Origin of the sequence: Ponticaulis sp., from assembly GCF_029210165.1 — a bacterium.
Lineage (GTDB): Bacteria > Pseudomonadota > Alphaproteobacteria > Caulobacterales > Hyphomonadaceae > Ponticaulis.
Map to the genome: position 1 here is coordinate 65,512 of NZ_JARGNT010000001.1, position 23,767 is coordinate 89,278.

A 23,767-nucleotide genomic window follows, 5' to 3' on the forward strand; every position below is an offset into this window, starting at 1 on the left:
ATTTATTAATCGGACTTGGCCCTGAATTTACCTTTTCGCGTCAGAGTTGGTGGAAAAGGACTGAATATGGTCTCGGGAGTGGATACCTCCTCTGCAAATGACGGCAACCGATCCGGCGCTATTCGCCTGGTCCGTCTATCTGTGCCCAACAGTCTGGAAGCCACCCAAGAGCTGAAAAGCACGATCGGTCAGTATTCCAAACGTTTCCTTGAAAGCACGGTCCGTCTACCATTCAAGTACCATATGCTGGAAGCGACTGCCTTTCTGGTCTCCGGCGAAGGTCATGAAGACGAGCTGGACGAGTATGTCATTTCACTGCAGATGCGCCTCAGAGAGTTTCTGTTCGGCACGCAGGTCGAAGATACGGGCGGGCTCGAAGTTCTGAGTTTTGCCGGAACCATGAACGAAGTTCACGAGTTCCTGTCAGCTGATCCCGAAATCGCCTTCCGAATGTCCCAGATCTTCCGCGAAACAAATGAAGCGGAAAACCGCAGCCATTTGCGCGGAAAGAAAAACTGGCGATACAACTGGCACACACAAACCCAGTTCGCGGATGAACGCTTCCGCTTCCGCGGCATTCTTCACTGCAAACAGCGTATCGTGATTGCACACGCCCTTACCGCGATGGACATGTATGGCTCTGCCGGCTTTGACGACATCCCGCTCGGCAAGTTCCTGAAGGTTCGCGAACCGAACACGATCGACTTCGAGATCACCGCATTTCAACACGCGCTAGAGCGGGTAAAGATAGCGCGCGAAGCCAGCCAGCCCATGGTGCTGTTTGCACCGGTGACCTATTCAACGCTCCTGTCCTCAGACGCGCGCAAGAAGTATCTTGCCGCCGTGAAAGACGCACCGGAATGGTTGAGTGATCATATCGGCATCATGGTATTCTGCGGACCGGATGCCCCAAGCTTTGACGCTGTTTTGCATCTGGCGACTGATTTCAAACAATATTTCCGGTTCATGGACTGGCAGGTCACGTCCGCGAACGTCTCTACGTCGCGCTTCATGAACAGCGGCCTGCACACAGTCACCTTCGATATGCACCAGATCATCAACGACCGCGTCGGGGAAGTTGAACGCTTTGGCGACCATATCTCCGATCTGCGTAAGATGAAAATTCGCGGCGCCATTACAGGCATAAAGACGCGTGATGAACTTCTCGCCGCTATCAGAGTTGGCGTGTCGTTTGTCTCCGGGCCTTTTGTCACAACCGCCTTGAGAACTCCGCTGCAACCGAGACAGATTTCTCCTGCAGAGCTGCCGCTATCAGATATGGAGCTGGAACCTGCCTGAGGTCAGGCCGGTATCTGGAGAAACGTCGGCTCACCAGCCGGCGGCAGCGCCACAGCCGTTAACGGGCCACCATAACACGCACCGAGGTCCACATTGATACGCCGCGCACCATTGTGCTCCACGATTTTCGTTTCCTCTACCGGGGTATGGCCATGAACAACCGTATAGCCAGCCAGTTTGGGTCGTTTGGACCAGCGCGTCACGTCAAAGAAACGTTGCGACCTTGTCCACAGATGCGGCTCCTGCCCGTCATCCGGAAACATGGCAGGCTCGACGCCGGCATGAACGAAAACAAGCCGTCTGTCCTCAACAACGAAAATATCAGGCAAGCCGGACAACCAGTTCAGATGGTCCTTCGGCATGTTCAGCATAATCTCGTCGAGGTCTTCATCGCCCTTACGATAGCTTTCCAGCGTATCGCGGCCGCCATTGCGCAGCCAGGATACAAGATAGGACGTATCTCCGCCAAGCGCCTCAAGCATCATCTGCTCATGATTGCCCAGAATCGACTTCACGGTCAGCCAGTCAGTCTCTTCAGCTTTCGCTTCAAGCGCCCAGATCGCCTCAATGACGCCTTTGGAGTTGTTCCCCCGGTCGACGTAATCGCCCAGATGGACGATGCATGCCGACGCTCCGTTATGATGCGTAGCATGGTGATTGAATATTTCTGTGTGGAGAGCACTCAGCCGATCGGCAAGTCCGTGGATGTCGCCAACTGCATAGAAAACAGTCGCGTCAAAATTATCTGGCATAGGGCAAAGGATCGTCTGAAAAATTTTGGAAAACGGACCGTAACACAAAGTCAGCGCACTGACTTCTTCTCACGCCGACATTTTTCAGAACAATACACGACTTCATCCCAGACGCGTTCCCACTTTTTGCGCCAGCTGAACGGCCGGTCACACACGGGGCAGGTTTTCTCGGGCAGGTCTGACTTCTTGCGCATGTGCTCAAACTGGGGTGAACCCCATCCCGTTCAATAGTCGTTGATCGCCGAATATGTTTATGTTTTGTTCTGAGAATTCGAATCCGGGTATGCTGAAATGATGACAATGTCTGTAATTACCATCGGCGATGCGCAGTTTGATCTGCTGCATGTAGCGCTTTTCGCTGCCCTGTTTCTCAGCGGCCTTCTGATTTATTCGCTCTGGCCGCACCGCAAGCGTGCCAATGAGAGCAATGAGAGCCTCAACCAGATGAATGGCCGGTACGCGGCCCTGCTGACAGAGAATGCCACCAACCTCTCTCGCGTAAAATCGCTGGAAGAGACGCTGGAGCACGAGCGTAAACAGGCCGAAGTGCGCGCCGACTATGTCGAGCAGCAGCGTAGAACTCTACAGGCGCGTCTGGAAGAGGCTGAAACCAAGCTCAGCCGCGAAGAAGCCCGCACCGAAGAGCGCGACCGCGCGATGAAGGAAGAACGCGAACAGCTGACCGCACTACGTCAGGAAGTTGAAGACCGCTTCAAAGAGATTGCACACTCTGCCCTCAAACAATCCCAGAGCCTGTTCCTCGAAACCGCCAACGAGACCTTCGGCAAGCAGAAGGAAGCGGCAGAGGGTAATATCAAATCCCTGATGAGCCCGATCCGTGAGGCTATTAGCAAATTCGAACAACGCGTCGAAGGCATGGAGAAAGTCCGCGCCGAAGATAAATCTGCGATTTTCGAGCAGGTCAAAAACATCGGCGAAATGCTGAACCGCAATCAGGCGGTTACATCCAAACTCGTCTCTGCCCTCTCCTCTCCGAAAGGCGGCGGTCGCTGGGGCGAGGAGAGCCTTCGCAATGTTATGGAAATGGCTGGTCTCTCAGAACATGCAGACTTCAAAGAACAGGATGGCAGCGGCGGCGACGGCCTGCGCCCTGACGTCATCATCCGCATGCCGGGCGGCCGCGAAATCGTGGTCGACTCCAAAGTCAGCATTGATGACTTCCTGCAAGCGGCGGACGAGCCGGACGAAACACGTCGCAACACTTTCCTGGCTGCGCATGCGCGTAAGATGAAAGACCATGTGAAACGTCTCGCCAGTAAGGAATACTGGAAAGCCTTTGAAAGCCGCGTGGACTTTGTCGCCATGTATGTGCCGGGCGAGAACTTCTATGCCGCAGCGCTCCAAGTGGAACGAGACCTGTTTGATTATGCAGCCCGCAACAAAGTTTTGATTGTCACGCCGTCAACTCTGATCGCGCTCGCCAAAGCCGTTGCCTATGGCTGGCGTCAGGAAGAAGCGGCAAAGAACGCGCTCGAAGCTGCCCAAATGGGCCGCGACCTTCACAAGCGGCTTGCAACCTTCACCAATCATATGGAACGCGTTGGCACGAGCCTTGGCCGTTCGGTCAGCGCCTTCAATCAGATGACCGGCTCGTACGAGCGCATGGTCATGCCACAGGCTCGTAAATTCGAAACGCTGCAGCTCAGCGATAGCGGCACCGAGATTAAAGACCTCACCCGTATCGAGGAATTCCCGTCGAACACAAATCCGGGGCAGTTCGAAGAACCTGATCTGACAACAGAAACTCCGGAAATCGCAACTGAGGACGAGTCTGATACCTCACCTCAATTGCCACTTGATAATGATCAGGAATATTGACGAAACGGCGCTCTGACCATACTTACAGACCATGGCTATTCGTGAAATTCTGACTATTCCAAATCCTATCCTCAAACAGGTCTCAACCCCTGTAGAAGGCGGCGTGACTGATGAAATCCGCGCGCTGATGGATGATATGCTCGAAACCATGTACGCAGCGCCGGGCATCGGCCTTGCTGCAGTACAGATCGGTGTCCCGAAGCGCATCATCGTAATGGATCTGGGCGGCCCGAATGACGAGAAGCAGCCAAAATACTTTGTGAACCCGGAAATCGTTGAAACGATTGAAGAGACCCAGCCTTACGAAGAAGGCTGCCTTTCCGTGCCGGACTATTATGACGAAGTAGAGCGCCCTGCGCGCTGCCTCATCCGCTATCTCGACTATGATGGTAATCAGGTCGAAGAATGGGCAGAAGACCTTTATGCCGTGTGCATCCAGCACGAGATGGACCATCTTGAAGGCACGCTGTTCATCGATCACCTCTCACGCCTGCGCCGTCAGCGCGCCGTCGAGAAAGTGAAGAAGGCCAAACGCCAAAAAGAACGCGTCGCTTAAGCAGGTGTCAGCCTGGAAACGCTGGTTGTTCGCGCTGCTCGGTTCTGCAGTGATTTGCGCTTTAGTGCTCGGCGTCTTCTTTCTGGCAACCGAAATCGGCGAAAGCTCTGCACGCTCCACCTGTCTGGAAAATGACGGCGAGTGGGACTATACCGCTCGCGACTGCCAATTTTCCGTCCCGGAGGACCTCTGACCCTATGCGCCTAGCCTTTATGGGATCGCCCGACTTCGCTGTACCGTCTCTGAAGGCGCTGATTGCAGCAGGCCATGACATTGTCTGTGTGTACTCCCAGCCGCCTCGCCCTGCCGGTCGTGGCAAACAGCTGCGCAATACGCCAGTCCATGACGCGGCGCTTGAGGCAGGTATTGAAGTCAGACATCCAGCCTCTCTCAAACCTCAGGAAGAAAAAGACGCTTTTTCGGCTCTCGATCTGGATGCTGCGATTGTTGCCGCCTACGGACTGATCTTGCCGAAAGCCGTGCTGGCTGCGCCGAAATATGGCTGCATCAATCTGCACGGCTCGCTTCTGCCACGCTGGCGGGGCGCCGCACCTATGCAGCGCGCGATTATGGCAGGCGATCTGGTGACAGGCGTGCAGACCATGCAAATGGAAGCCGGCCTTGATACAGGCCCTGTCTATCTGACGGCAGAGACGCCCATCACCCGAAAAGACACCGCAGGCTCGATCCATGATCGCCTCGCTGAACTGGGCGGCCCGCTTCTGATCGAAACGCTGGCGGGCCTCGATGCTGGCACGCTTCAGGCCGAAGCTCAGGCCGAAGATGGCATCACCTACGCACATAAACTCGGCCCTGAGGACACCCGTATCGACTGGACCAAGCCTGCCGCAGAGATTGATTGCCAGATACGCGGCCTTTCGCCCTTCCCCGGCGCATGGTTCGAGATCGAACAAAACGGCAAGCGTGTGCGCGTTAAAGCGCTGATGTCAGAGCTGACGGACGTTAAGGGCAATGCAGCCAGCGTGACCGATGACCAGCTGACGATTGCCTGCGGCGATGACTATGCAGTGCGTCTCACCCAGGTGCAGAAAGCCGGTAAGAGCGCCTGCAGCGCTGAGGACTTCCTGCGCGGAAATCCGCTTAAAGCTGGCGATGAGGTATTTTGATGAGCGAAGATATCACACTACGTCTGGCCAGCGAGGCCGACCTTTCGGCGATCAAAAGCCTGAACGACCTTGCCTTCGGGCAGGACGATGAAGGCCTGATCGTCGAGCGTCTCTACGAAAATGACGAAGCCCTTCTCGCATTGGTCGCGGAGCGTGATGGCGCGATCGTCGGGCATATCCAGTTCTTCCCGATCGATACCTCCGGCATGCTGCCCGCGAAATTCGCGGGGCTCGGCCCGATGTCTGTCCATCCGGACCTTCAGGGCACAGGCCTTGGCGGAGAGCTGATCGGTGCTGGCCTGAAAGAGGTTAAAGCGCTCGGCTTTCAGAAAGTCTTCGTGCTGGGTCATGCCGAATACTATCCACGTTTTGGTTTTTCCGTGGACGAAACCGCAGGCATGGCAGCGCCATGGGGCGGACCGCATTTCATGGCAATCGAGCTCAATCCGGGTAGCCCGCCACTTGCCGAGCTCCACTACCCGTCTGCATTCTTCGAGGGTTAGATCAATGCTCGACGTTTGCGCTCGTCCCTGCGCAGGCAGGGAACTCGAACACTACAACCAGTTTCCCGCCTTCGCGGGAATGAGCGAAGGTACATCGCATGCCGCGCTATAAGCTCACCATCGAATATGACGGACGGCCTTATGCAGGCTGGCAACGTCAACCGGACCAACCGAGCGTTCAGCAGGCATTGGAAGATGCTGCCGCGAAGGTAAACGGCGCGCCGGTACAGGTTCAAGGCGCAGGCCGCACGGATTCAGGCGTGCATGCTACCGGGCAAGTCGCACATATCGACATGCAAAAGGACATGCCAGCCGAGAAGGTCATGGATGCCATCAATTTTCACCTGAAGCCTAACCCTGTCTCCATTCTGAAATCGATCGAAGTGGACGAGGACTTCCACGCACGTTTCAGCGCGAAGGAACGGTTCTATCTCTACCGCATTTCAAATCGTCGCGCGCCGCTGACACTGGACAGAGGCTTTTCATGGCGGGTTGGTGCAAAGCTCGACGCCGATGCCATGCATGCTGCGGCGCAGGCGCTTGTCGGCACGCATGACTTCACGACATTTCGCGACAGCCAGTGTCAGGCCGAAAGCCCGGTGAAATCGCTCAATGCTATTTCAGTGACCCGTCTTGGCGAAGAAGTCCATGTGCGCTGCCGCGCCCTCTCCTTCCTACACCGTCAAGTCCGCTCTATGGTTGGCACGCTGGTCGAAGTGGGACGCGGCAAGGAAGATGTACGCTGGGTGGGCAAGGTGCTCGCTGCCGCAGATCGCGCGCAATGCGGGCCCGTCGCCCCGCCCGATGGCCTGCACCTCACACGCGTGGATTACTGATCATCACTGCAGATCAGGTCTGCCAGTTCTACACCCTCAACGTTGAGGACTATATTCCAGGCTGCAAGGCTGTCAGCATCGGTCATGTCCAGCATGGTCGAGAAGAGATGCACATAGTCTGCGCCTTCCTCGCCGCTCGTTTCAACGAGCAAATGCGTCATGCCAGACTGGCTCTCAGTCGCCTCGGAACGCCCCATCAGAACTGAGATATCATCCCGCTCGCAGGCTTTACGCGAGGCTGAGGTCAGGTTGAGTTCGTCGATTGTGCTGCCGTGATAAACGCCAAACACCTCGACGGGATTAGCCGGCGCAGAGATACCATCCAGGACCTGGTAAATAACGAAATCGCGGAAATGATAGGAGTTCACACGCCAGCCGACAGGCATCTGCCCGGCAAATGCGTCATTGCCCACCCTCTGCAGTGCAGGGGCGCTCTGGTTCGCCTGAGCCGCACTCATTCCGGTCAGGAGAAGTGCCGCCACACAGGCCGAAGATATGATTTTTGAGACCTTCATTATCAAATAGAATCCCCGCGTCGGGGTATTCTACTTCAAACAGAGATAGTCAGGAAACCAGATTCAACAGTTACGGGTAGATTTGACGCAAGGGAAAGATACAAGCGCAGTATTCAAGCCCTGTATCTCTGGTAATTATTCCGCCTCGAAATGGCTTCTACATGGCGAAACCAATGCCGTTTCGTTCGAGATCGGCTCACCCCGTAAGACGGGAAACCTTTCAATGTCTTCGATCATAAAACTCATCGGCGCGCCCAGATTTCGTAGGTAACTACATGCAGTTTGCGCGGCTTCTGGTAATGACGCCCGAGCGATATCCGGAACATTCCAAAGCCGCATAGTACCATCATAAGACCTCGTCACAATGCGTGTTTCATCTGGCGAAAATGAAAGTGACTGGATGTTTTCTTCATGGCCGAAGAATTCATTCAAAAAGGTGCCTGATGCTGTGCTCCACAACCCAAAGCCACCTCGCCCCGTTCCGATAACAAACCGTCCAGATGGAGAGAATGCGATCTGGCTACCCCAGTTTTCAGGCTCAAGAGTGCGAATTATCGTGCCTGTTTCTGCATCGAAAATATGAACTGGCATAGGAGAGCCTGGCGCAGCAGCAAGCATTCTACCATCAGCAGAAAACGCAATATCGTACGTATCGTAAGTGCCCTCCATTTTGAAATCAAAAATTGGGTTTTCCGAATCCAGAGAGCAAACACGAGGTATAAAATCTGGAAACGCTATCTGATTGCCTGCTGGTGAGATGGCTATGAGGTCATGCAATTCGACTACACCGCAGTTCACCGTACCGTTTGGAACCACTTCTCCAGTATCGCTATCGAATAATGTAAAGAGACCCTCTTCATCGCCGATAACATACAGGCTTCCATCTTCGGCAATAGCGCGAATTCTGGCTGTGCGGTGCTCATCCATTGCCGCATCGAGGATATCGTAATTGGTCGCCCACCACACTGGCATCGTTGCCCCAAGAGACAAAAACGGTCGAATGGAAATTTGTTGCGGAGAAACCGAATGCTGTGACCGAAGTTCATGAATGGAAATCAAAGTTTCTTCACTCAGATCAAAGCCGTTCAAAACACGTACCTGCTCCTGCGATATTCCTTCAAACAGTAGACTCCCATCGGCACTAAAAACGATAGAAAAACCCGCTTGCTGGAACACCTGTCGGGAGACTCCGGCCGTATGGTCCTGCAATGCCCAGACACGAATATTTCGGTCTGACGTCCTGACAGCGACCTCCGACGCGTCGGGCGAAAATGCAATGTCCACGATTTCGCCGCTCAACGGCTTGAAGCGAAGGAACTCTTCATTTCTAGAGGCACTGAAGACCACCACTTCTTGGCGGTTCCCAAGCGCCAGAATATCATCATCTGGCGAAAAATGAGGCCACCAGCTTTCTCCAGTCAGATCCACGTGTTTACGCTGCAGAACCTCACCCGTCGAAACGTCACGAACGGCGATAATATGTGTGAGATATCCATTGTTCTGGGGGAATCTACGAGTCTCTGTTATTTGAGCCAGAAGATTTCCGGACTCAGAGAGCGCAGGCTGCCGCTCAGTTGAACTGAAATCTGCAACAGCTTCTTCACTGTCGACATGGCGAATTCTGAGTACGCGATCATGGCCAAGTACCGCCATCCATTGACGATCTCCCGACAGTGCGACGCGGGCATTGTCCCACAACACTCTCGTGTCTTGAAGCTCACGCCTACGTGCCCATACGCTATCCCACCCCAGATCGTCGCTAATGGGCAGATTTTTATGAGACACGATCCACCGCTGAACCGGATTCTGTAACGTTGCAGCAGCGATACGCCCGGAAATGGCTGCTTCGAGCTCAGGATCAAGCAACCCCATGCGATCTACATAGTCGGCTGCCTGAAGCGCCATGAGCAGAGATGCAGAATGATCCCCCTGTTCTGCAGCGAACATTTCGTTCGCTTCGCTCAACATCACTCGTGCGATGCGGTGTTCGGCCTCTGCCGTGAGTGCAATGTCAGTAGAGGAGACGGGACGGCTTGTCTGGCACGCAGATAGTAAAACGCAGAAACCGAGCATCAGCCCAACGTTTCGAAGTTTGAAATCTGTTACCACGATTACAGCCCGATCACTTAGTGAAGGCCACCAGTTAAAGCTGTAATCACATCAGACGCAACTATCCGAAATAACGGGCCAGAATGCCGGTGTAGATGTCGGCGAGCTGTTCCAGTTCGGAGACTTCGGTGAACTCGTCCACCTTGTGCGCGGTATCGTTTTTAAGACCGAGTTCGGCCACCGGACAATAATCCTTGATAAAGCGCGCATCAGACGTACCGCCGCCCGTGGTGAGTGCCGCGTCCACACCGGTAACGTCTTTCACCGCATCCACAATCATGGAGGTGAAGTCGCTCGGCTGGGTGTAAAAGCTCTCGCCGGTGACTTTGAGATCCAGATCAATGTCGCAGCCTGCCGTTTTACTTTCGACGGCGAGACGGGTGATCTCGTCTTTCAGTGCCTGACCGGTATGGTTCGTGTTGAAGCGGATGTTGAACTTCGCCTCAGCGCGCGCGGCGATCACATTGTGCGCAACGTTGCCCACATCCACGCTGGTGATTTCGAGATTCGTCGGCTGGAAGCCCGGCGCACCATCATCCAGATGCCAGCTTTCCAGCTTATGCAGGAATTTCAGGAGCGCGGGCACAGGGTTTGCCGCCTTGTCCGGATAGGCAACATGGCCTTGCTTGCCAGTCACAACGACTTTCGCATTCAGGCTGCCACGACGGCCGTTTTTAATGACATCGCCGAGCGTTTGCTCTGATGTTGGCTCGCCGACAAGGCAATGAGACAACGTCTCGCCGTCGGCCGCGATGGCTTTGAGAAGCTTGATCGTGCCGTTGACCGCAGGGCCTTCTTCATCGCCTGTGATCAGGAATGAGATTGAGCCCTTTGGCTTTCCGTGCGCTTCCAGATGACGGGCAACGGCTGTCACGAATGCAGCGATCTGGGATTTCATATCCACCGCGCCGCGCGCAATCAGCTTGCCATCGCGGACTTCTGCGCCGAACGGATCAACGCTCCACGCGGCGGCATCGCCAACCGGCACAACATCCGTATGCCCTGCAAAACAGAAGTTCGGTTCTTCCGTTCCGAGACGCGCATAGAGATTGTCGACATCTTCAAACGGGTAGCGTTTGCAGTCGAAGCCAAGCGATGTCAGCGCCTCTTCCAGCACGCCGAGCGCGCCAGCATCTTCCGGTGTGACAGAAGCACACCGGATCAGGCTTTGCGTCAGGCCAAGCGGGCTGGAGGTCAGATTAGTCACGAAGCAGCTCGTTGATGGACGTTTTCGCGCGTGTGCCTTCGTCGACCGTTTTCACGATCACAGCACAAGCCAGAGACGGGCCGCCTTTAGGATCTGGCAGAGTGCCCGGCACAACAACAGAATATGGCGGGATGCGGCCATAGCTGATTTCGCCTGTCTGGCGATTTACGATTTTCGTAGACTGGGTAATGAACACGCCCATTGCGATAACCGAGCCTTCGCCAACAATCACACCCTCAACGACTTCCGAACGCGCGCCGATGAAGCAATTGTCTTCGATAATGGTCGGGTTTGCCTGCAGAGGCTCCAGAACGCCGCCAATGCCTGTACCGGCAGAGATATGGCAGTTCTTACCAACTTGAGCACAAGAGCCCACAGACGCCCATGTGTCGATCATTGTACCTTCACCGACATATGCGCCGATATTCGTGTAAGACGGCATGAGAACCACGCCTGGCGCGATGTATGCGCCGCGACGGACAGCTGCCGGAGGAACTGCGCGAAGGCCAGCTTTCTGGAAGTCTTCAGCCGTCCAGCCCTGAAACTTGGATGGCACCTTATCCCACCAGACACCGCCATTGACGCCATCGGTCATGATTTCGTTCGGGTTGAGGCGGAAAGACAGGAGAACCGCTTTCTTCAGCCACTGGTTCACAACCCACTCGCCATCATCGCCCTTTTGCGCCACGCGAGCCGTACCGGCATCAAGCATAGCGAGCGCTTCGTTGACAGCATCACGGACTTCGCCGGTTGTTTCTGTGCTGATAGTGTCACGCGCGTCAAAAGCGGCTTCGATCACGGACTGGAGATCGGTAGAGGTCATGTTTTTCAGGTCCTGAACTCGGTTTAGTTTTTAGGTTTCGACGTTTTCGCCGCCTTTAGAAACGTTGTCAGGCAATCCGTCAAATGATGAATGTGATCTGCGGCATCCTGCGCCCCTGCAGGACGGGCGCCTTCAGGCTCATGGCTCCAATCTTTTTCAGAGTGAACCAGTACTGTGGTGTAGCCCATATCATAGGCGGTTTTGAGATTGCGCGGCAGATCTTCAAACATCACAGCCTCATCGGGTGTGATGCTGAAACGCTCATGCATGCGGTCGAACGCAACGCGCTCCGGCTTTGGCAGGAACCCGGCGTCTTCAATGCCGAAATAACCGTCGAATACACCTGTGAGGCCAAGCTTCTCCACGACGCGGTCAGCATGTTTCTGCGAACCGTTAGTGAACACGATCTTGCGTCCCGGCAGATCCTGAATGGCAGAGCGCAGCTCTTTCAGTTCCGGAATGGGCGTCAGATCAATGTCGTGGACGAAATCGAGGTACGGCATGGGATCAATGCCATGCACGCTCATCATTCCGTTCAGCGTCGTGCCGTGCTCTGCATAGTATTTTTTCTGCAGGCGTCGCGCTTCATCATCTGGAAGCTTCAGTGTGTCGGCGACGAACCGCGTCATACGCACATCAATCTGCGCGAAGAGATCGCATTCGGCTGGATAGAGGGTGTTGTCGAGGTCAAACACCCATTGGTTTGCATGCGATAGGTCTGCGCTCACTGGTTTTCGTCTTCCGTTTCTACGTACTCGAAATCTCGGTCGAAGAACTCGTAAATCAAGAGGCCATCTTCGGGAACATCTGTCTCGATGAAACCGGCTTCTTCGTAGAAATTGGCTTCGCAGGTTTCACGGCCCAGAATGGCGAACTGGGAGTGTGAGATACAGAAACGGTCAAGGCCGCCTGTGAGAACTTTCCGGCCCCCATCTGTATCCATTTCTGCGTAAACAAAATGGGAGGCAGAAATCAGGTCCTGATCAATCACACGTTCGCATGTATCAGAGGCCAGCGCCCACCAGCCGCGGCTTTCCCAGCCTTCACCACGACGGCGGCCAATCGCTGCCCAGATGCGTTCTTCGGTGCGGTTACAGATCGTGAAACCAAGATTGCGGGACCGCTCAATGGCGATCTGTTCAAGATAGTCAATCAGCTCTTCATCCGTCGCGTCGCTGGGCAGGTTCTGCTCGGAGAGAAAGGTTCGGATGGCCGCGCGCGTCCGCCGCCCGATATAGCCGTCGATGGAACCAGACTCGACACCCGCATCACCCAGCAGCCGCTGAATGCCAGCGGCCTGCGCGTTCGACTGAGGCCAGCGCGCCGTCTCGCGCAGGGTTGTGGTCCAGCTTGTGCGGTCTTCAATCGTAATCGCCTGAAAGCTACGTGTTTCGAGGCCCATTGCTGCACAGTCAGGAGGGCTTTCTACGGAGAATGTACCCTGCCCGTCGACGCAGAATTCATAGTCACCTGTCCAGGACTGCTGCCCGCCTCGGTGTGCGCGCGAGGTGCGGCCGTAGAGGAAATAAGGCGTACTGACCCGCAATGGCGCCTGCAGCACGACGCGGCACTCGCCCGGGCGCACGCGGTTCCAGCCTTCAATGACGACATCATTATTGACCTGACGGCCTGTCGCGAGCTCTGCAATCATGCTGGTCTCGTTGCAGATTGACCAGCCTTCCTGCTCCTGAGCGCTCGCCGCAGCGGCACCTAGAAAACCGGAAATCAGAAAGAAACTAAGCGTTGGCAGAATTCGAGATAAGCGTGCCTGCACCATGATCCGTGAACAACTCCACCAGTAGGGCATGAGGTTTGCGGCCATCCAGAATGACGGCGGCTTCAACACCATTGCGAACGGCTGATGATGCCGTCTCAAGCTTTGGAATCATACCACCTTTTGCAGTGCCATTGGCAATAAGCTCGCTGACATTTTCCGCGGTCACAGAGCGGATAAGTTCACCCTGTTTATCCAGTACGCCAACCACGTCTGTCATCAGAAGTAGACGCTTGGCACCGAGTGCACTGGCGATAGCACCGGCAGCGCTGTCAGCGTTGATATTGTAGCTTTCATGGTTCGGCCCGACGCCTAGCGGCGCGATAACCGGAATGAAGCCTTCAGCGGCTGTCGAGAGCGTCTTGATGATATCAGGATTGACGCTGTCCGGCTCGCCAACAAAGCCGAGATCGACCACGCGCTCAATCGCAGAATCCGGATCGCGGACAGTCCGTTCAAGTTTCTTGGCACGCAGCAGATTACCGTCAGCGCCGGAAAGACCTACGCCCTTGCCACCTGCCAGATTAATAGACCGGACGATATGCGTGTTGATCGATCCACCAAGCACCATTTCCACAACAGAGAGGGTCTTCTCGTCCGTCACGCGCTGGCCGTCTTCAAACGCAGACTTGATGCCGAGCTGGTCCAGCATGCCGCCAATTTGCGGGCCGCCGCCATGCACAACAACCGGGTTGAGGCCAAGCTGCTTCAGTAGGACCACATCGCGCGCAAAGCCTTTGGCCAGCGACGGGTCGACCATGGCATGGCCACCGAATTTGATGACAACAGTCTGGCGATGATAGCGCTGGATAAACGGAAGCGCTTCGGACAGTGTTTTGGCAGACAGATAGCCCGGATCATTATCAGTCATTGGCTCATCCTCGGATCAGCGAAGTGTTGCAATTTCGGCGCGAAGCTCGGCAATGCCGATGCCTTTCTCGCTCGATGTTTCCATTACAATCGGGTGAAAGGCAGGACGCTTGATCAGGCGGGCTTTAACCTTCTCCACCAGACCTTCACGCTCTTTGGCTTTGAGCTTGTCCGTCTTGGTCAGCACAACCTGATAGACGACAGCTGTTGTATCCAGAAGCGACATGATCTCTTCGTCGGATTCCATAACGCCTCGGCGTGAATCGATCAGAAGGAAAACGCGCTTAAGCGTTGGACGGCCCTGAAGATATTTCAGCGTCAGCTTCGTCCAGCGTGCAATGTCCGTCTTCGACGCACGCGCATAACCAAAGCCCGGAAGGTCAACGAGGAACAGTTCTTCATTGAGGTTGAAATAGTTCAGCTCACGCGTACGGCCCGGCTCGTTCGAAGAACGGGCGAGGTTCTTGCGGTTTGTCAGCGCGTTGATCAGGCTGGACTTGCCCACATTAGATCGGCCGGCGAAACAGATTTCAGGATAGTCCGCAGGCGGCAGGCTACGCATGTCCGTAACCCCCATAACGAAATCAACAGGAGCGGCAAATAAAAGCCGCCCCTGTTCAATTTGTTCGTCCGTGTATTCGACGTCGCTCACTCGCTCGCTTCACCTTTTTTGCTGAACAGACGTTTGATCAGCTTATCAACCTGGGTTTCCTGACCGTGGCGACGCATGATCACGTATTGCTGTGCGATCGAGAGAATGTTCGACCAGCACCAATAAATGACCAGACCAACCGCGAAGCTTGAGAAGACGAATGTCAGGATGATTGGCATCATGCCGAAGATCAGCTTCTGAGTGTTGTCTGTCGGCGGCGGGTTCAGAGACTGAAGCGCCCACATTGTGATGCCGTAGAAGATTGGCAGGAAGCCAACCGTCAGGATCATTGGGCCAATCAGCGGCACGCTTTCCAGCGCGGCATTGGAGAACGGCAGCAGACCGAACAGATTACCGAGCGCGGTTGGGTCCGGCGCGGACAAATCCTGAATCCATGGAAGCAGCGGGAAGTCTTCATGGCGCATTTCGATGGTCACGAAGAGCGTTTTATAAAGGCCGTAGAAGACCGGGATCTGAATGAAGATCGGCAGACAGCCCGCAAGCGGGTTCACACCGGACTTCTGATAAAGCTCAGCTAGCTGGCGCTGCTGTTCCTGCTTGTCTTCAACCGTCTCACGAATGCGCTTCATCGGCTCGGAGAGCTCGCGCATTTTTGCCATAGACTGGTACGCTTTGGTCTGGATCGGGAAGAACACAGCTTTCACGAGAACCGTCAGGATCAGAATGGAAATGCCGAAATTGCCAACAATGCTGTTGATCCAGGAGAGCAGGAAGAAGAACGGCTTGGTGAGCCAGAAGAACATGCTGCCCCAGTCAATCGCGTCCTGGAAACGGCTGATACCGAGTTCTTCTTCATAGGCGCGCAGCGTAGACGACTCTTTCGCACCACCGAAGACACGGTTCACAGATGTGATCGTTTCACCCGGTGCCAGCAGAGATGCCGCGCCATCCATACGCGCCTGCAGGACTTGTCCAGAGTCGCGGTTGATTGTGCGATAGCTGACATTGAATGGCTGGCTCTGATCCGGAATGAGCGCACCCAGCCAGTATTTGGATGTCAGGCCAATCCAGCCACCTTCTGAGCTGTCGCGGCCGAAGCTCGCGCCTTCTTCCAGCTTCGTGTACTTCTCAAGGTGAAGCTCACCGCCAGTCGCGGCGACAAGGCCTTCGTGAAGAATGTAGAAGTTTGCCAGATCATCCGGCGCACCGAACTGGCGAAGGACACCATATGGCTGAACGGAACGTTCACGGCCCGAAGTGTTCGTGACGGTGTCTGTGAATGTGAACATGAAGTTCTCATCGATAGACACTTCACGACGGATAGACAGGCCATCTGCATCATAGCCGATGACAATTGGCGTTTCCGGTGTCAGCTCATCGCCTTCAACCATTTGCCATGGCGTTTGCGCGTCCGTGATCGCGGCGCCTTCTGAGTTTGTCCAACCAAGAGACGCGTAATAACCGTCGCCCGTGCCCTGAGGCTGGAAGATAGTGACTTCACCTTCAGCGTTTTCAGCTTCGCGGTCTTCCAACGTCTCGTAATAGTTACGCAGGTTCAGCGTATCTACACGCGCACCACGCAGAAGAATGGAGCCGTCCATAGCAGGGCCGGAGAAAGGAATGCGGACATCTTCGTAGACAGGTTCCGCAGGCAGTGCGTCGGCGGCGCCTTCAGTCGCCGTCGTGTTAGCAGCCTCGACCTGCTCGTTAGCAGCCTGACGCGCTGCGAGCATTTCATCACGGGCTTCCTGTTCAGGACCCCAGAAGAAAATCTGCCAGAACAACATGATCGCGCCGATTGCCACCATCGCAATGATCAGATTGCGCAGACTGGTTTCCTGTTGCATGTGCTGCTGCCCTGTTCCTCTGAGCGCTTTCGCCCATCTAATCTACTATTGTGCGGATTTATCCCGGTGGAGCCTTATCAACGCTGTTTCCACATCGTCAAGCAAACGTTCCCATGGTGCCGCAGCTGTGCCTGCACGCGCAATGAACACATAGTCGTATCCGGGCTTTGCGTATTTTGGCAGCAGTTCGCGTGCCGCAACACGCAAACGGCGCCGAGCCCGGTTTCGGACAACAGCGCCGCCAATCTTTTTCGTCGTGGTAAAGCCTTCACCGACATGCTGATGACCGTCGCGACGATCAATACCCTGCACCACTACGAGATGGCGCCGGGCTGCGTGCCCTTTCGCCGCCTTCAGAAACTCCTTGCGGATTTTCAGACGGCGAATCTGCATCGTATCAATTAAGATACGCCCAGACGCTTACGGCCCTTGGCACGGCGGTTTGCAAGAACTTTACGACCGTTCTTGGTTGACATGCGGCTGCGGAACCCGTGGGTACGGGCACGCTTCAGTCGGCTTGGCTGGAATGTGCGTTTCACGGCTCACGCCCCTTTGTGTTAGAAAGCCCGCGCTGATACGGGCTTTAGCTGGCATCGTCAAGCACAATCGACAGAAAAATATCCCCTGAAACAGAGATAACATCTTCCGTGACTGGACCTCACGTGCGTTTGAAGCGCTGATACTCAACGTGAGGCGACATGGCTAGACCTCACACATATATAAATGTCTCAATTTTATGGAGAACCGGCGTGACATCCTCACCCGTTATAAGAAATGCCTTTATTGCGCTGATGCTTGCAGGAACAACTGCGACGCTGCCTGCACAAGCGCAATCTGCGCAGACAGAGACAATGAGTGCGCAGGACCATTCCGCATGGACCGCGATCCTCTCTGATTTCGTTGTGGAGTCAGATGATGGCGTGAACCGCGTTGACTATGCACGCCTTAAAGACGACGCCTCAGCGCGCGCCAGCTTGAACGCTTATATTGAAACCCTCGCCGCACAACCGATCTCGGCCCTGCCTGACGACGTTCAATTCGCAGCCTGGGCCAATCTTTATAACGCGCTCACGGTGCAGGTTGTGATCGAGAATTATCCGGTCGATTCGATTCGTGATATTTCCTCCGGCCTGTTCAGCCGAGGCCCCTGGAAACAGGACATGATCGCAGTAGAGGGCGAAACGCTGTCGCTCGATAATATAGAGCATGACATTATGCGTGTTCGCTTTGATGATCCGCGCGTCCACTATGCAGTGAACTGCGCCTCAATCGGCTGCCCGAACCTGCAAACACAAGCCTGGACGGCGGGAACACTGGACGAAGACCTGGACGCAGCGGCGCGTGACTACATCAATCATCCGCGCGGCGTGAGCTTTCGCCGGGACGGTCGCCTCGAAGTTTCCAGCATTTATCGCTGGTTCCGCGAAGACTTTGGCGGCTCTGAAGACGGCGTGATTGCGCATCTCCTGCAATTCGCAGACGATGACCTGGCTGAACGCATCAATGCCCGCCCCGATATTGCCGGTCACGAGTATGACTGGTCCCTCAATGACATTGCCTCATAACGGCCGAAACGAGACGTAAAATAATGACGCACACAGAGACGCCGACACAGGCAAAGAAAACCAATTGGGCGTTACGCCTTCTGCCAGTCGCCATCGTGATTGTCGGGCTCGTCGCGGCTTACATGGCCGGCCTGCACAAATACCTCTCGCTTGAAACGCTGGAGACCCAACGCGCCGCGCTCAACGAGTTCGTGACCGAGAATTTCGTGCTCGCTTTTGCAGCCTATATCGCTGTCTACGCGCTTGCGACGCTCTTCATGCTACCGGGCGCGCTCTGGATTACGATTGCAGGCGGCTTCCTGTTTGGGCTGATTGGCGGTTCCGCAGCCACGGTACTAGGCGCAACGCTTGGTGCGACAGCACTTTTCAGCGTTGCCCGCACATCGATTGGCGAACCGCTTCGCCAGCGCGCTGGCCCCTTCCTGAAAAAGCTGGAGGCAGGCTTCCGCGAAGATGCGCTCAGCTACATGTTCTTCCTACGCTTTATGCCGATGGTACCTTTCCCGGTGGCGAATATCGCCCCTGCCTTGCTCGGCGCTAAAGCGCGCGACTTTATCCTCTCAACCTTCTTCGGGATCATGCCTGGCGTGATCGCTTACACATGGGTCGGTGCCGGACTTGGCGGCGTATTCGACCGCGGTGAAGACCTGAACCTTGGCGGGTTTTTCTGGCAGGTTGCCCCACCAATGGCGGCACTCGCCGTGGTGAGTCTCATCCCTGTCATCCTGAAACGCTTCCGCAAAGTTCCGGCAGCACCTGCAGAAAACTAAGACGACCGAGAAAAACAAATGTCCAAAACGAAAATCAAAGCAGACCTCGTCGTCATTGGCGCCGGATCAGGCGGCCTCTCGGTTGCCTCCGGTGCAGCCCAGCTTGGCCTGAAAGTCGTTCTTTTTGAAAAAGGCGAAATGGGTGGCGACTGCCTCAATACGGGCTGTGTTCCGTCCAAAGCGCTTCTGGCGGCGGCCAAAACAGCCAAGACGATGCGTAATGCCGCCAAATTCGGTATTGCGCCCGCAGAACCGCAAATCGACTGGGACGCTGTCAAAGCTCATGTGAATGGCGTGATTGAGCAAATTGCTCCGGTCGACAGTCAGGAACGGTTTGAAGGTCTCGGCGTCAATGTCATCCGCGAATACGCGAGCTTCAAAGACGAAAACACCATCGTGTCCGAAACAACCGAAGTCAAAGCGCGCCGTATCGTTATCGCTGCCGGCTCACATGCCTTCGTGCCGCCGATCACGGGCATGAACACGCTGCCTTACGTGACAAATGAAACCCTGTTCAGCCTGCCCGAATTCCCGAGCCATCTGGTGATCTTGGGCGGCGGCCCGATCGGTGTTGAAATGGCGCAGGCCTTCCGTCGTCTTGGCGCGGAAGTGACCGTGATCGAGATGGCCAAAGCGCTCGGCAATGCAGATCCCGTTCATGCGGCTAAAGCCATCGAAGCGCTTCAGGCTGAAGGCGTCTCAATTCTGGAAGGTCACAAGGCCGTCGAAGTCTTTGGTCAGCCAGGCGATATTTCGGTCAAAGTCGAACATGACGGCGAGAAGAAAACCATTAGCGGCTCACACCTGCTGGTCGCCGTTGGACGCGTTTCTGCGCTGGATGGTCTGAACCTTGAGGCGGGCGGCGTAGAGCACACACGCGCGGGCATTACGACCAAGCCGAACCTGCGTTCTGTATCCAATTCTAAGGTTTGGGCCGTTGGCGATATCGCCGGACGTGGCCAGTTCACCCACCTTGCCGGCTGGCATGCGAGCATTTTCGTTCAGGCCGCGCTGATGAAACTGCCCGCCAAAGCCGTGAGCGAGCAGATCCCGGCTGTCACTTATATCGAGCCGGAGCTCGCACAGATCGGACTGTCAGAGGCAGAAGCCCGCGAACGTGATGGCGATAATGTTCAGGTAATCGAATTCCCATTCCACGAAAACGACCGGGCGATTGCCGAACGTGACACCGAAGGCGGCATCCGTCTCTTCGTTGGCAAGGGTGATAAGATTCTCGGCGCATCCATTCTGGGCTCGGGCGCAGGTGACATTCTCCAAATCCTGTCACTCGCCATGGCGAACAAGTTGAAGATGCGCGATCTGACAAAATATATCTCGCCTTATCCGACACGCGCAGAAGTCGTGAAACGGTCAGCAAGCGTTTATTTCCAGCCAAAAGTCTTCGGATCTATGGCGAAAACACTGGTCGGGATCACGCAACGAATTCCGTGATGACTTGTGTACTGCCGGGGGGCAACTTACATGCCATTCGATATGGGCACGCAAAGTGGGAATGCGGAGGGGCAGACCCTTAATAAGCCAGTCCGGCGTTGGGGCCTCGGACTGTCATCCCAGCTTTTTGCCTTAACCATCATTTTCATCCTCGTCGCCGAAATGCTTATCTTTTTGCCTTCGGCGGCAAAATTCCGCGATGACTGGATCAACGAACGCGTTGGCATGGCCCAGACGGCGGTGATGGCTCTGGAAGCCGCGCCGGAACGACGCGTGTCAGACCAGCTCTCGCGTGATCTTCTGGAACGCGCCCGTATTGTGGCCGTGGCAACTGGGTCTCCCACAGCACGCGAAGCCATTCTCACGCCAGCCATGGAAATGCGCGGCGAGTTCAAGATTATAGACGTGCGCACCGAAAGCTTCCTACAGCGCTTTGCAGAAACAATGGGCACGCTGATTACCCCCGAAGCGAGCTATTATCGCATCGTCGCCGAACCTGAATTCGAAGGCGACTTTGTCGAAGTGGTCGTGGAAGCCGCACCACTGCAGACAGAGCTTCGCGAATACAGCCGCAGTATCATTCTGCTGTCATTCTTCATCTCTGCCTTTGTCGGCTTCTTTATCTACCTGACACTGGTGTTTTTGGTCGTGCGCCCGATGCGCAATATTACACGCGCTATCGAACATATCCGCGACGCGCCACGCGACATGCAGCATTCTATTGAAGCGACAGACCGGACAGATGAAATCGGACGTACGCAAAGTGCGCTCGCCGATATGGAAACCACGGTAAAGAATGCCCTGCGCGAACGTGAACGCCTTGCCCAGCTGGGCGAAGCCATGGCCAAGATCAATCATGACCTGCGCAACTCTCTCGCAGCCGCACAAATCGTCTCTGACGGCCTCTCAATGAGCGACGACCCACGTGTCCAGCGAGCCGCGCCGCGCCTTGAACGCGCCATTGAGCGCGCCAGCAAGCTTGCAGAGGACACGCTCGCCTTTGGTCGCGCCGAAACACCTGCCCCGCACCTCGGCATTCACGCGCTGGCGGAAATCGTCCGTGAGGCAGCAAGTGAAGGGCTAGCGGTTTGCCCGGGCACCGGCTTCGAACAGGATGTCGATGGCAGGCTGACAGCCTCAATTGATCCGGACCATCTGCACCGCATCATCGTAAATCTGGTGCGTAACGCCGCACAGGCGCTTTCAACCCATTATGAAACAGCCGGTGAAGGCCGCGTGAGTGTGCGCGCAACCGTCACCGATAACTCGATCAATCTGAATATTGTCGATAACGGGCCCGGCATTCCCGAGCGCATGCGCGAAAGCCTGTTCAAGCCATTCTCGGGCACGCGCCGCGAAGGCCGTTCAGGGCTTGGCCTGGCGATTGCGCGCGAACTGGCAGATGGCATGAACGCCCGACTGGACCTGATCAGCACAGGCCCGGACGGCACAACATTTGAACTGGTGCTTAAGCGGTAGAGATTACTCTACCGCGACAGCCACACCTTCACGACGCGGGTCAGCCGCGCCTTCCAGACCATCTTCGCGCACGACAATCACGTGCAGACCGGAGTTCTCGCCCTCACGGTCCTGAACGCTATAGCCGGCTTCGCGCAGCATTGCGCTGAGCTGTGTGCCCGGCTCGTATGTAATCTCGACACCGACTGTGTCACCACGCGCAATCACATTCGGATAGTTCACCGCGTCCTGCGCACTCATGCCCCAGTCGAGAACGCCCACGAGCGTTTTAGAAACGTAAGCCACGATGGAGTTACCGCCCGGCGAACCAGTCACCATGAAGAGGTCACCCTCACCGTCGAAGACGAGTGTTGGAGACATGGAAGACCGCGGGCGCTTATTGCCTGCAGGCGCGTTCGCTACAGGTTGACCATTATATTCCGGATCACGGGAGAAGTCGGTCAGTTCATTGTTCAGAACAAAGCCTGACGCCCAGCGCGAAGACCCGAAACCGGCTTCGACGGTCGCGGTCATGGAAACTGCATTGCCATATCGGTCCACCACAGACACATGCGTCGTGCCCGGCTCGTGCTGTGTGCCGTCATGGCCCCACATGTCGATCATAGGCTCACCACGCAGAACTGCGCCCGGATCGCCCGGAGTGGCGTGACCATCCGGCGCAAACCGCTCGGTTGCACGGTGATCGAGATAGGCAGGATCAATCAGATCCGCCGTCGGCACGGTCACGAAATCTGCATCCGCAACATAATGGTCACGGTCAGCGTATGAGAGACGCTGCGCATCGACGTAAGCGCGGACATGCTCATCGGAATAGCCGTTTGGCAGGCCCTCTGTGAACCGCTCATACAGGCCAAGAATAGCGTTCTGCGTTACGCCGCCGGAAGACGGCGGAGGCGCCGAGCAGATTGTGAAGCCGAGTGCTTCGCCGCACACCGCCTCACGCGTAGTCACTTCATAATTGGCCAGATCTTCGAGTGTCATCACACTGCCCAGCGGCTCTGCTGTTGCCGCGGCAATAATCGATTCAGCGATCGGACCGGTGTAAAACGCGCTCGCACCCTCTTCGGAAACAGCGCGAAGTGTTTCTGCATAGTCAGGGTTAAGACGCAGCTCACCCGCCGCAAGCGGCTCACCTTCCGGATAGAAATATGCGGCCGTGTCAGGATTGTCGTCCAGAAGCGAGAAACTCCGGAAACGCTCGCTCGACAGCGAGCCATTCAGACGCGGTGAAACTTCAAAGCCGTCTTGGGCCAGCGTAATCGCCTCTTCGAAGAGTGAGCTCCATTCAGCCTGACCGAAACGCTCATGCGCCTCTTCGTACAGAGCAACCTGCCCCGGCACACCGATAGACAAACCAGACTGCCACGATGTGATGAAGTCGCGGACATTGCCTTCCTCATCCTTGAACCAGTCTTCGGTAATGCCAGACGGCGCACGCTCACGCCCGTCCAGCATGGTGATGGTGTCACTTTCATGCTCGTAGACCATCATGAAAGCACCACCGCCGAGACCGGAACTTTGTGGCTCAACAAGACCCAGAACGGAGTGAACGGCAATGGCTGCATCGACCGCTGTACCGCCAGCCTCAAGCACGCGAACACCAGCCGCTACGGCACGCGGGTCAGCCGCGGCAACCATGCCGCCATACGCCCAGTCGGTGGACGACGCCTCTATAGCCGCTTCCGGCGCGGGCGGTGCAGCTTCTGACGTTTCAGCAGTCTCTGGTGAACAAGCAGCGAGCAGAGCAAGAGCAGAAATGGATGAGAGAGCGGTGCGCAACATGAAAAGTTCCTTGGCGACAGTTTGAATGCACCATACACCCTGAATAAAA

The 23,767-nt window shown here is 55.7% G+C and carries 25 protein-coding genes; 11 read left to right on the plus strand and 14 right to left on the minus strand.

Features of this window, described 5'->3' with window-relative positions; genetic code table 11:
- Positions 1-66 precede the first annotated feature (66 nt).
- Positions 67-1,299, plus strand: coding sequence for a hypothetical protein (locus tag P1U45_RS00355; RefSeq protein WP_301056961.1), 1,233 nt, complete (start codon positions 67-69; stop codon positions 1,297-1,299).
- Positions 1,300-1,301: 2 nt separating this feature from the next.
- On the opposite strand, the gene P1U45_RS00360 is transcribed toward P1U45_RS00355, so the two are convergent.
- Positions 1,302-2,051, minus strand: a complete 750-nt coding sequence (locus tag P1U45_RS00360; RefSeq protein ID WP_301056962.1) for a metallophosphoesterase — start codon at positions 2,049-2,051, stop codon at positions 1,302-1,304.
- 50 nt (positions 2,052-2,101) lie between these two features.
- Positions 2,102-2,245 (minus strand): DUF2256 domain-containing protein, encoded by a 144-nt coding sequence (locus P1U45_RS00365; protein ID WP_301056963.1) that lies wholly within the window; start codon positions 2,243-2,245, stop codon positions 2,102-2,104.
- Between the two features lie 106 nt (positions 2,246-2,351).
- On the opposite strand from P1U45_RS00365, the gene rmuC reads away from it, so the two are divergent.
- The 6 genes from rmuC to truA all read left to right on the plus strand — a co-directional run bounded on the left by rmuC (position 2,352) and on the right by truA (position 6,912).
- Complete coding sequence (gene rmuC, locus P1U45_RS00370) at positions 2,352-3,890, plus strand: DNA recombination protein RmuC (protein WP_301056964.1); 1,539 nt, start codon at positions 2,352-2,354, stop codon at positions 3,888-3,890.
- Positions 3,891-3,921: 31 nt separating this feature from the next.
- Entirely contained in the window at positions 3,922-4,446 is a 525-nt protein-coding gene (def, locus tag P1U45_RS00375; RefSeq protein ID WP_293617081.1) for a peptide deformylase, read from the plus strand.
- 4 nt (positions 4,447-4,450) lie between these two features.
- Positions 4,451-4,639, plus strand: coding sequence for a hypothetical protein (locus P1U45_RS00380; RefSeq protein ID WP_301056965.1), 189 nt, complete (start codon positions 4,451-4,453; stop codon positions 4,637-4,639).
- Positions 4,640-4,643: 4 nt separating this feature from the next.
- Positions 4,644-5,573: a methionyl-tRNA formyltransferase gene (gene fmt / locus P1U45_RS00385; RefSeq protein ID WP_301056966.1), complete on the plus strand. Its 930-nt coding sequence runs from the start codon at positions 4,644-4,646 to the stop codon at positions 5,571-5,573.
- Positions 5,573-6,076, plus strand: coding sequence for an N-acetyltransferase (locus P1U45_RS00390; RefSeq protein ID WP_301056967.1), 504 nt, complete (start codon positions 5,573-5,575; stop codon positions 6,074-6,076). Before fmt ends, P1U45_RS00390 begins: the two co-directional genes overlap by 1 nt.
- Positions 6,077-6,174: 98 nt before the next feature.
- Positions 6,175-6,912, plus strand: coding sequence for a tRNA pseudouridine(38-40) synthase TruA (gene truA, locus P1U45_RS00395; protein WP_301056968.1), 738 nt, complete (start codon positions 6,175-6,177; stop codon positions 6,910-6,912).
- Here the strand turns inward: truA and P1U45_RS00400 are convergent.
- The 11 genes from P1U45_RS00400 to rpmH all read right to left on the minus strand — a co-directional run bounded on the left by P1U45_RS00400 (position 6,906) and on the right by rpmH (position 17,209).
- Complete coding sequence (locus tag P1U45_RS00400; RefSeq protein ID WP_293607219.1) at positions 6,906-7,427, minus strand: hypothetical protein; 522 nt, start codon at positions 7,425-7,427, stop codon at positions 6,906-6,908. The genes truA and P1U45_RS00400 overlap by 7 nt on opposite strands.
- A gap of 135 nt (positions 7,428-7,562) precedes the next feature.
- Positions 7,563-9,374, minus strand: coding sequence for a WD40 repeat domain-containing protein (locus P1U45_RS00405; protein ID WP_301056969.1), 1,812 nt, complete (start codon positions 9,372-9,374; stop codon positions 7,563-7,565).
- Between the two features lie 223 nt (positions 9,375-9,597).
- On the minus strand, positions 9,598-10,743 hold the full coding sequence (dapE, locus tag P1U45_RS00410) for a succinyl-diaminopimelate desuccinylase (protein ID WP_301056970.1): 1,146 nt from the start codon (positions 10,741-10,743) through the stop codon (positions 9,598-9,600).
- A complete protein-coding gene (gene dapD / locus P1U45_RS00415; protein ID WP_022695919.1) occupies positions 10,736-11,566 on the minus strand; it encodes a 2,3,4,5-tetrahydropyridine-2,6-dicarboxylate N-succinyltransferase in 831 nt (276 codons plus the stop codon). Before dapD ends, dapE begins: the two co-directional genes overlap by 8 nt.
- Before the next feature lie 23 nt (positions 11,567-11,589).
- Positions 11,590-12,294 carry a pyrimidine 5'-nucleotidase gene (locus P1U45_RS00420; protein WP_301056971.1) on the minus strand — a complete coding sequence of 235 codons (705 nt, stop codon included), beginning with the start codon at positions 12,292-12,294 and terminating at the stop codon, positions 11,590-11,592.
- Positions 12,291-13,343, minus strand: coding sequence for a DUF1036 domain-containing protein (locus tag P1U45_RS00425; protein ID WP_301056972.1), 1,053 nt, complete (start codon positions 13,341-13,343; stop codon positions 12,291-12,293). Before P1U45_RS00425 ends, P1U45_RS00420 begins: the two co-directional genes overlap by 4 nt.
- The gene (gene argB / locus P1U45_RS00430) at positions 13,303-14,211 is read right to left on the minus strand and encodes an acetylglutamate kinase (protein WP_022695917.1); all 909 of its coding nucleotides are present in this window, start codon (positions 14,209-14,211) and stop codon (positions 13,303-13,305) included. The genes P1U45_RS00425 and argB overlap by 41 nt, the downstream gene beginning before the upstream one ends.
- Before the next feature lie 15 nt (positions 14,212-14,226).
- A complete protein-coding gene (yihA, locus tag P1U45_RS00435) occupies positions 14,227-14,862 on the minus strand; it encodes a ribosome biogenesis GTP-binding protein YihA/YsxC (protein ID WP_293607213.1) in 636 nt (211 codons plus the stop codon).
- Positions 14,859-16,670: a membrane protein insertase YidC gene (gene yidC, locus P1U45_RS00440; protein ID WP_301056973.1), complete on the minus strand. Its 1,812-nt coding sequence runs from the start codon at positions 16,668-16,670 to the stop codon at positions 14,859-14,861. The genes yihA and yidC overlap by 4 nt, the downstream gene beginning before the upstream one ends.
- 45 nt (positions 16,671-16,715) lie before the next feature.
- On the minus strand, positions 16,716-17,063 hold the full coding sequence (gene rnpA, locus P1U45_RS00445) for a ribonuclease P protein component (RefSeq protein ID WP_301056974.1): 348 nt from the start codon (positions 17,061-17,063) through the stop codon (positions 16,716-16,718).
- A gap of 8 nt (positions 17,064-17,071) precedes the next feature.
- Positions 17,072-17,209, minus strand: a complete 138-nt coding sequence (gene rpmH, locus P1U45_RS00450; RefSeq protein ID WP_081648850.1) for a 50S ribosomal protein L34 — start codon at positions 17,207-17,209, stop codon at positions 17,072-17,074.
- Positions 17,210-17,419: 210 nt separating this feature from the next.
- Here rpmH and P1U45_RS00455 point away from each other — a divergent pair, with 210 nt between their 5' ends.
- Genes P1U45_RS00455 through P1U45_RS00470 form a run of 4 tightly spaced genes read left to right on the plus strand, consistent with a single transcriptional unit; the run spans position 17,420 to position 21,936 of the window.
- On the plus strand, positions 17,420-18,235 hold the full coding sequence (locus P1U45_RS00455; protein ID WP_301056975.1) for a DUF547 domain-containing protein: 816 nt from the start codon (positions 17,420-17,422) through the stop codon (positions 18,233-18,235).
- Positions 18,236-18,258: 23 nt separating this feature from the next.
- Positions 18,259-19,005 (plus strand): VTT domain-containing protein, encoded by a 747-nt coding sequence (locus P1U45_RS00460; RefSeq protein ID WP_301056976.1) that lies wholly within the window; start codon positions 18,259-18,261, stop codon positions 19,003-19,005.
- A gap of 18 nt (positions 19,006-19,023) precedes the next feature.
- Positions 19,024-20,457, plus strand: coding sequence for an FAD-dependent oxidoreductase (locus P1U45_RS00465; protein WP_301056977.1), 1,434 nt, complete (start codon positions 19,024-19,026; stop codon positions 20,455-20,457).
- 30 nt (positions 20,458-20,487) lie between these two features.
- Entirely contained in the window at positions 20,488-21,936 is a 1,449-nt protein-coding gene (locus P1U45_RS00470) for a HAMP domain-containing sensor histidine kinase (RefSeq protein ID WP_301056978.1), read from the plus strand.
- A gap of 3 nt (positions 21,937-21,939) precedes the next feature.
- Here the strand turns inward: P1U45_RS00470 and ggt are convergent, their stop codons facing one another.
- Positions 21,940-23,718 carry a gamma-glutamyltransferase gene (gene ggt / locus P1U45_RS00475; protein WP_301056979.1) on the minus strand — a complete coding sequence of 593 codons (1,779 nt, stop codon included), beginning with the start codon at positions 23,716-23,718 and terminating at the stop codon, positions 21,940-21,942.
- Positions 23,719-23,767 lie beyond the last annotated feature (49 nt).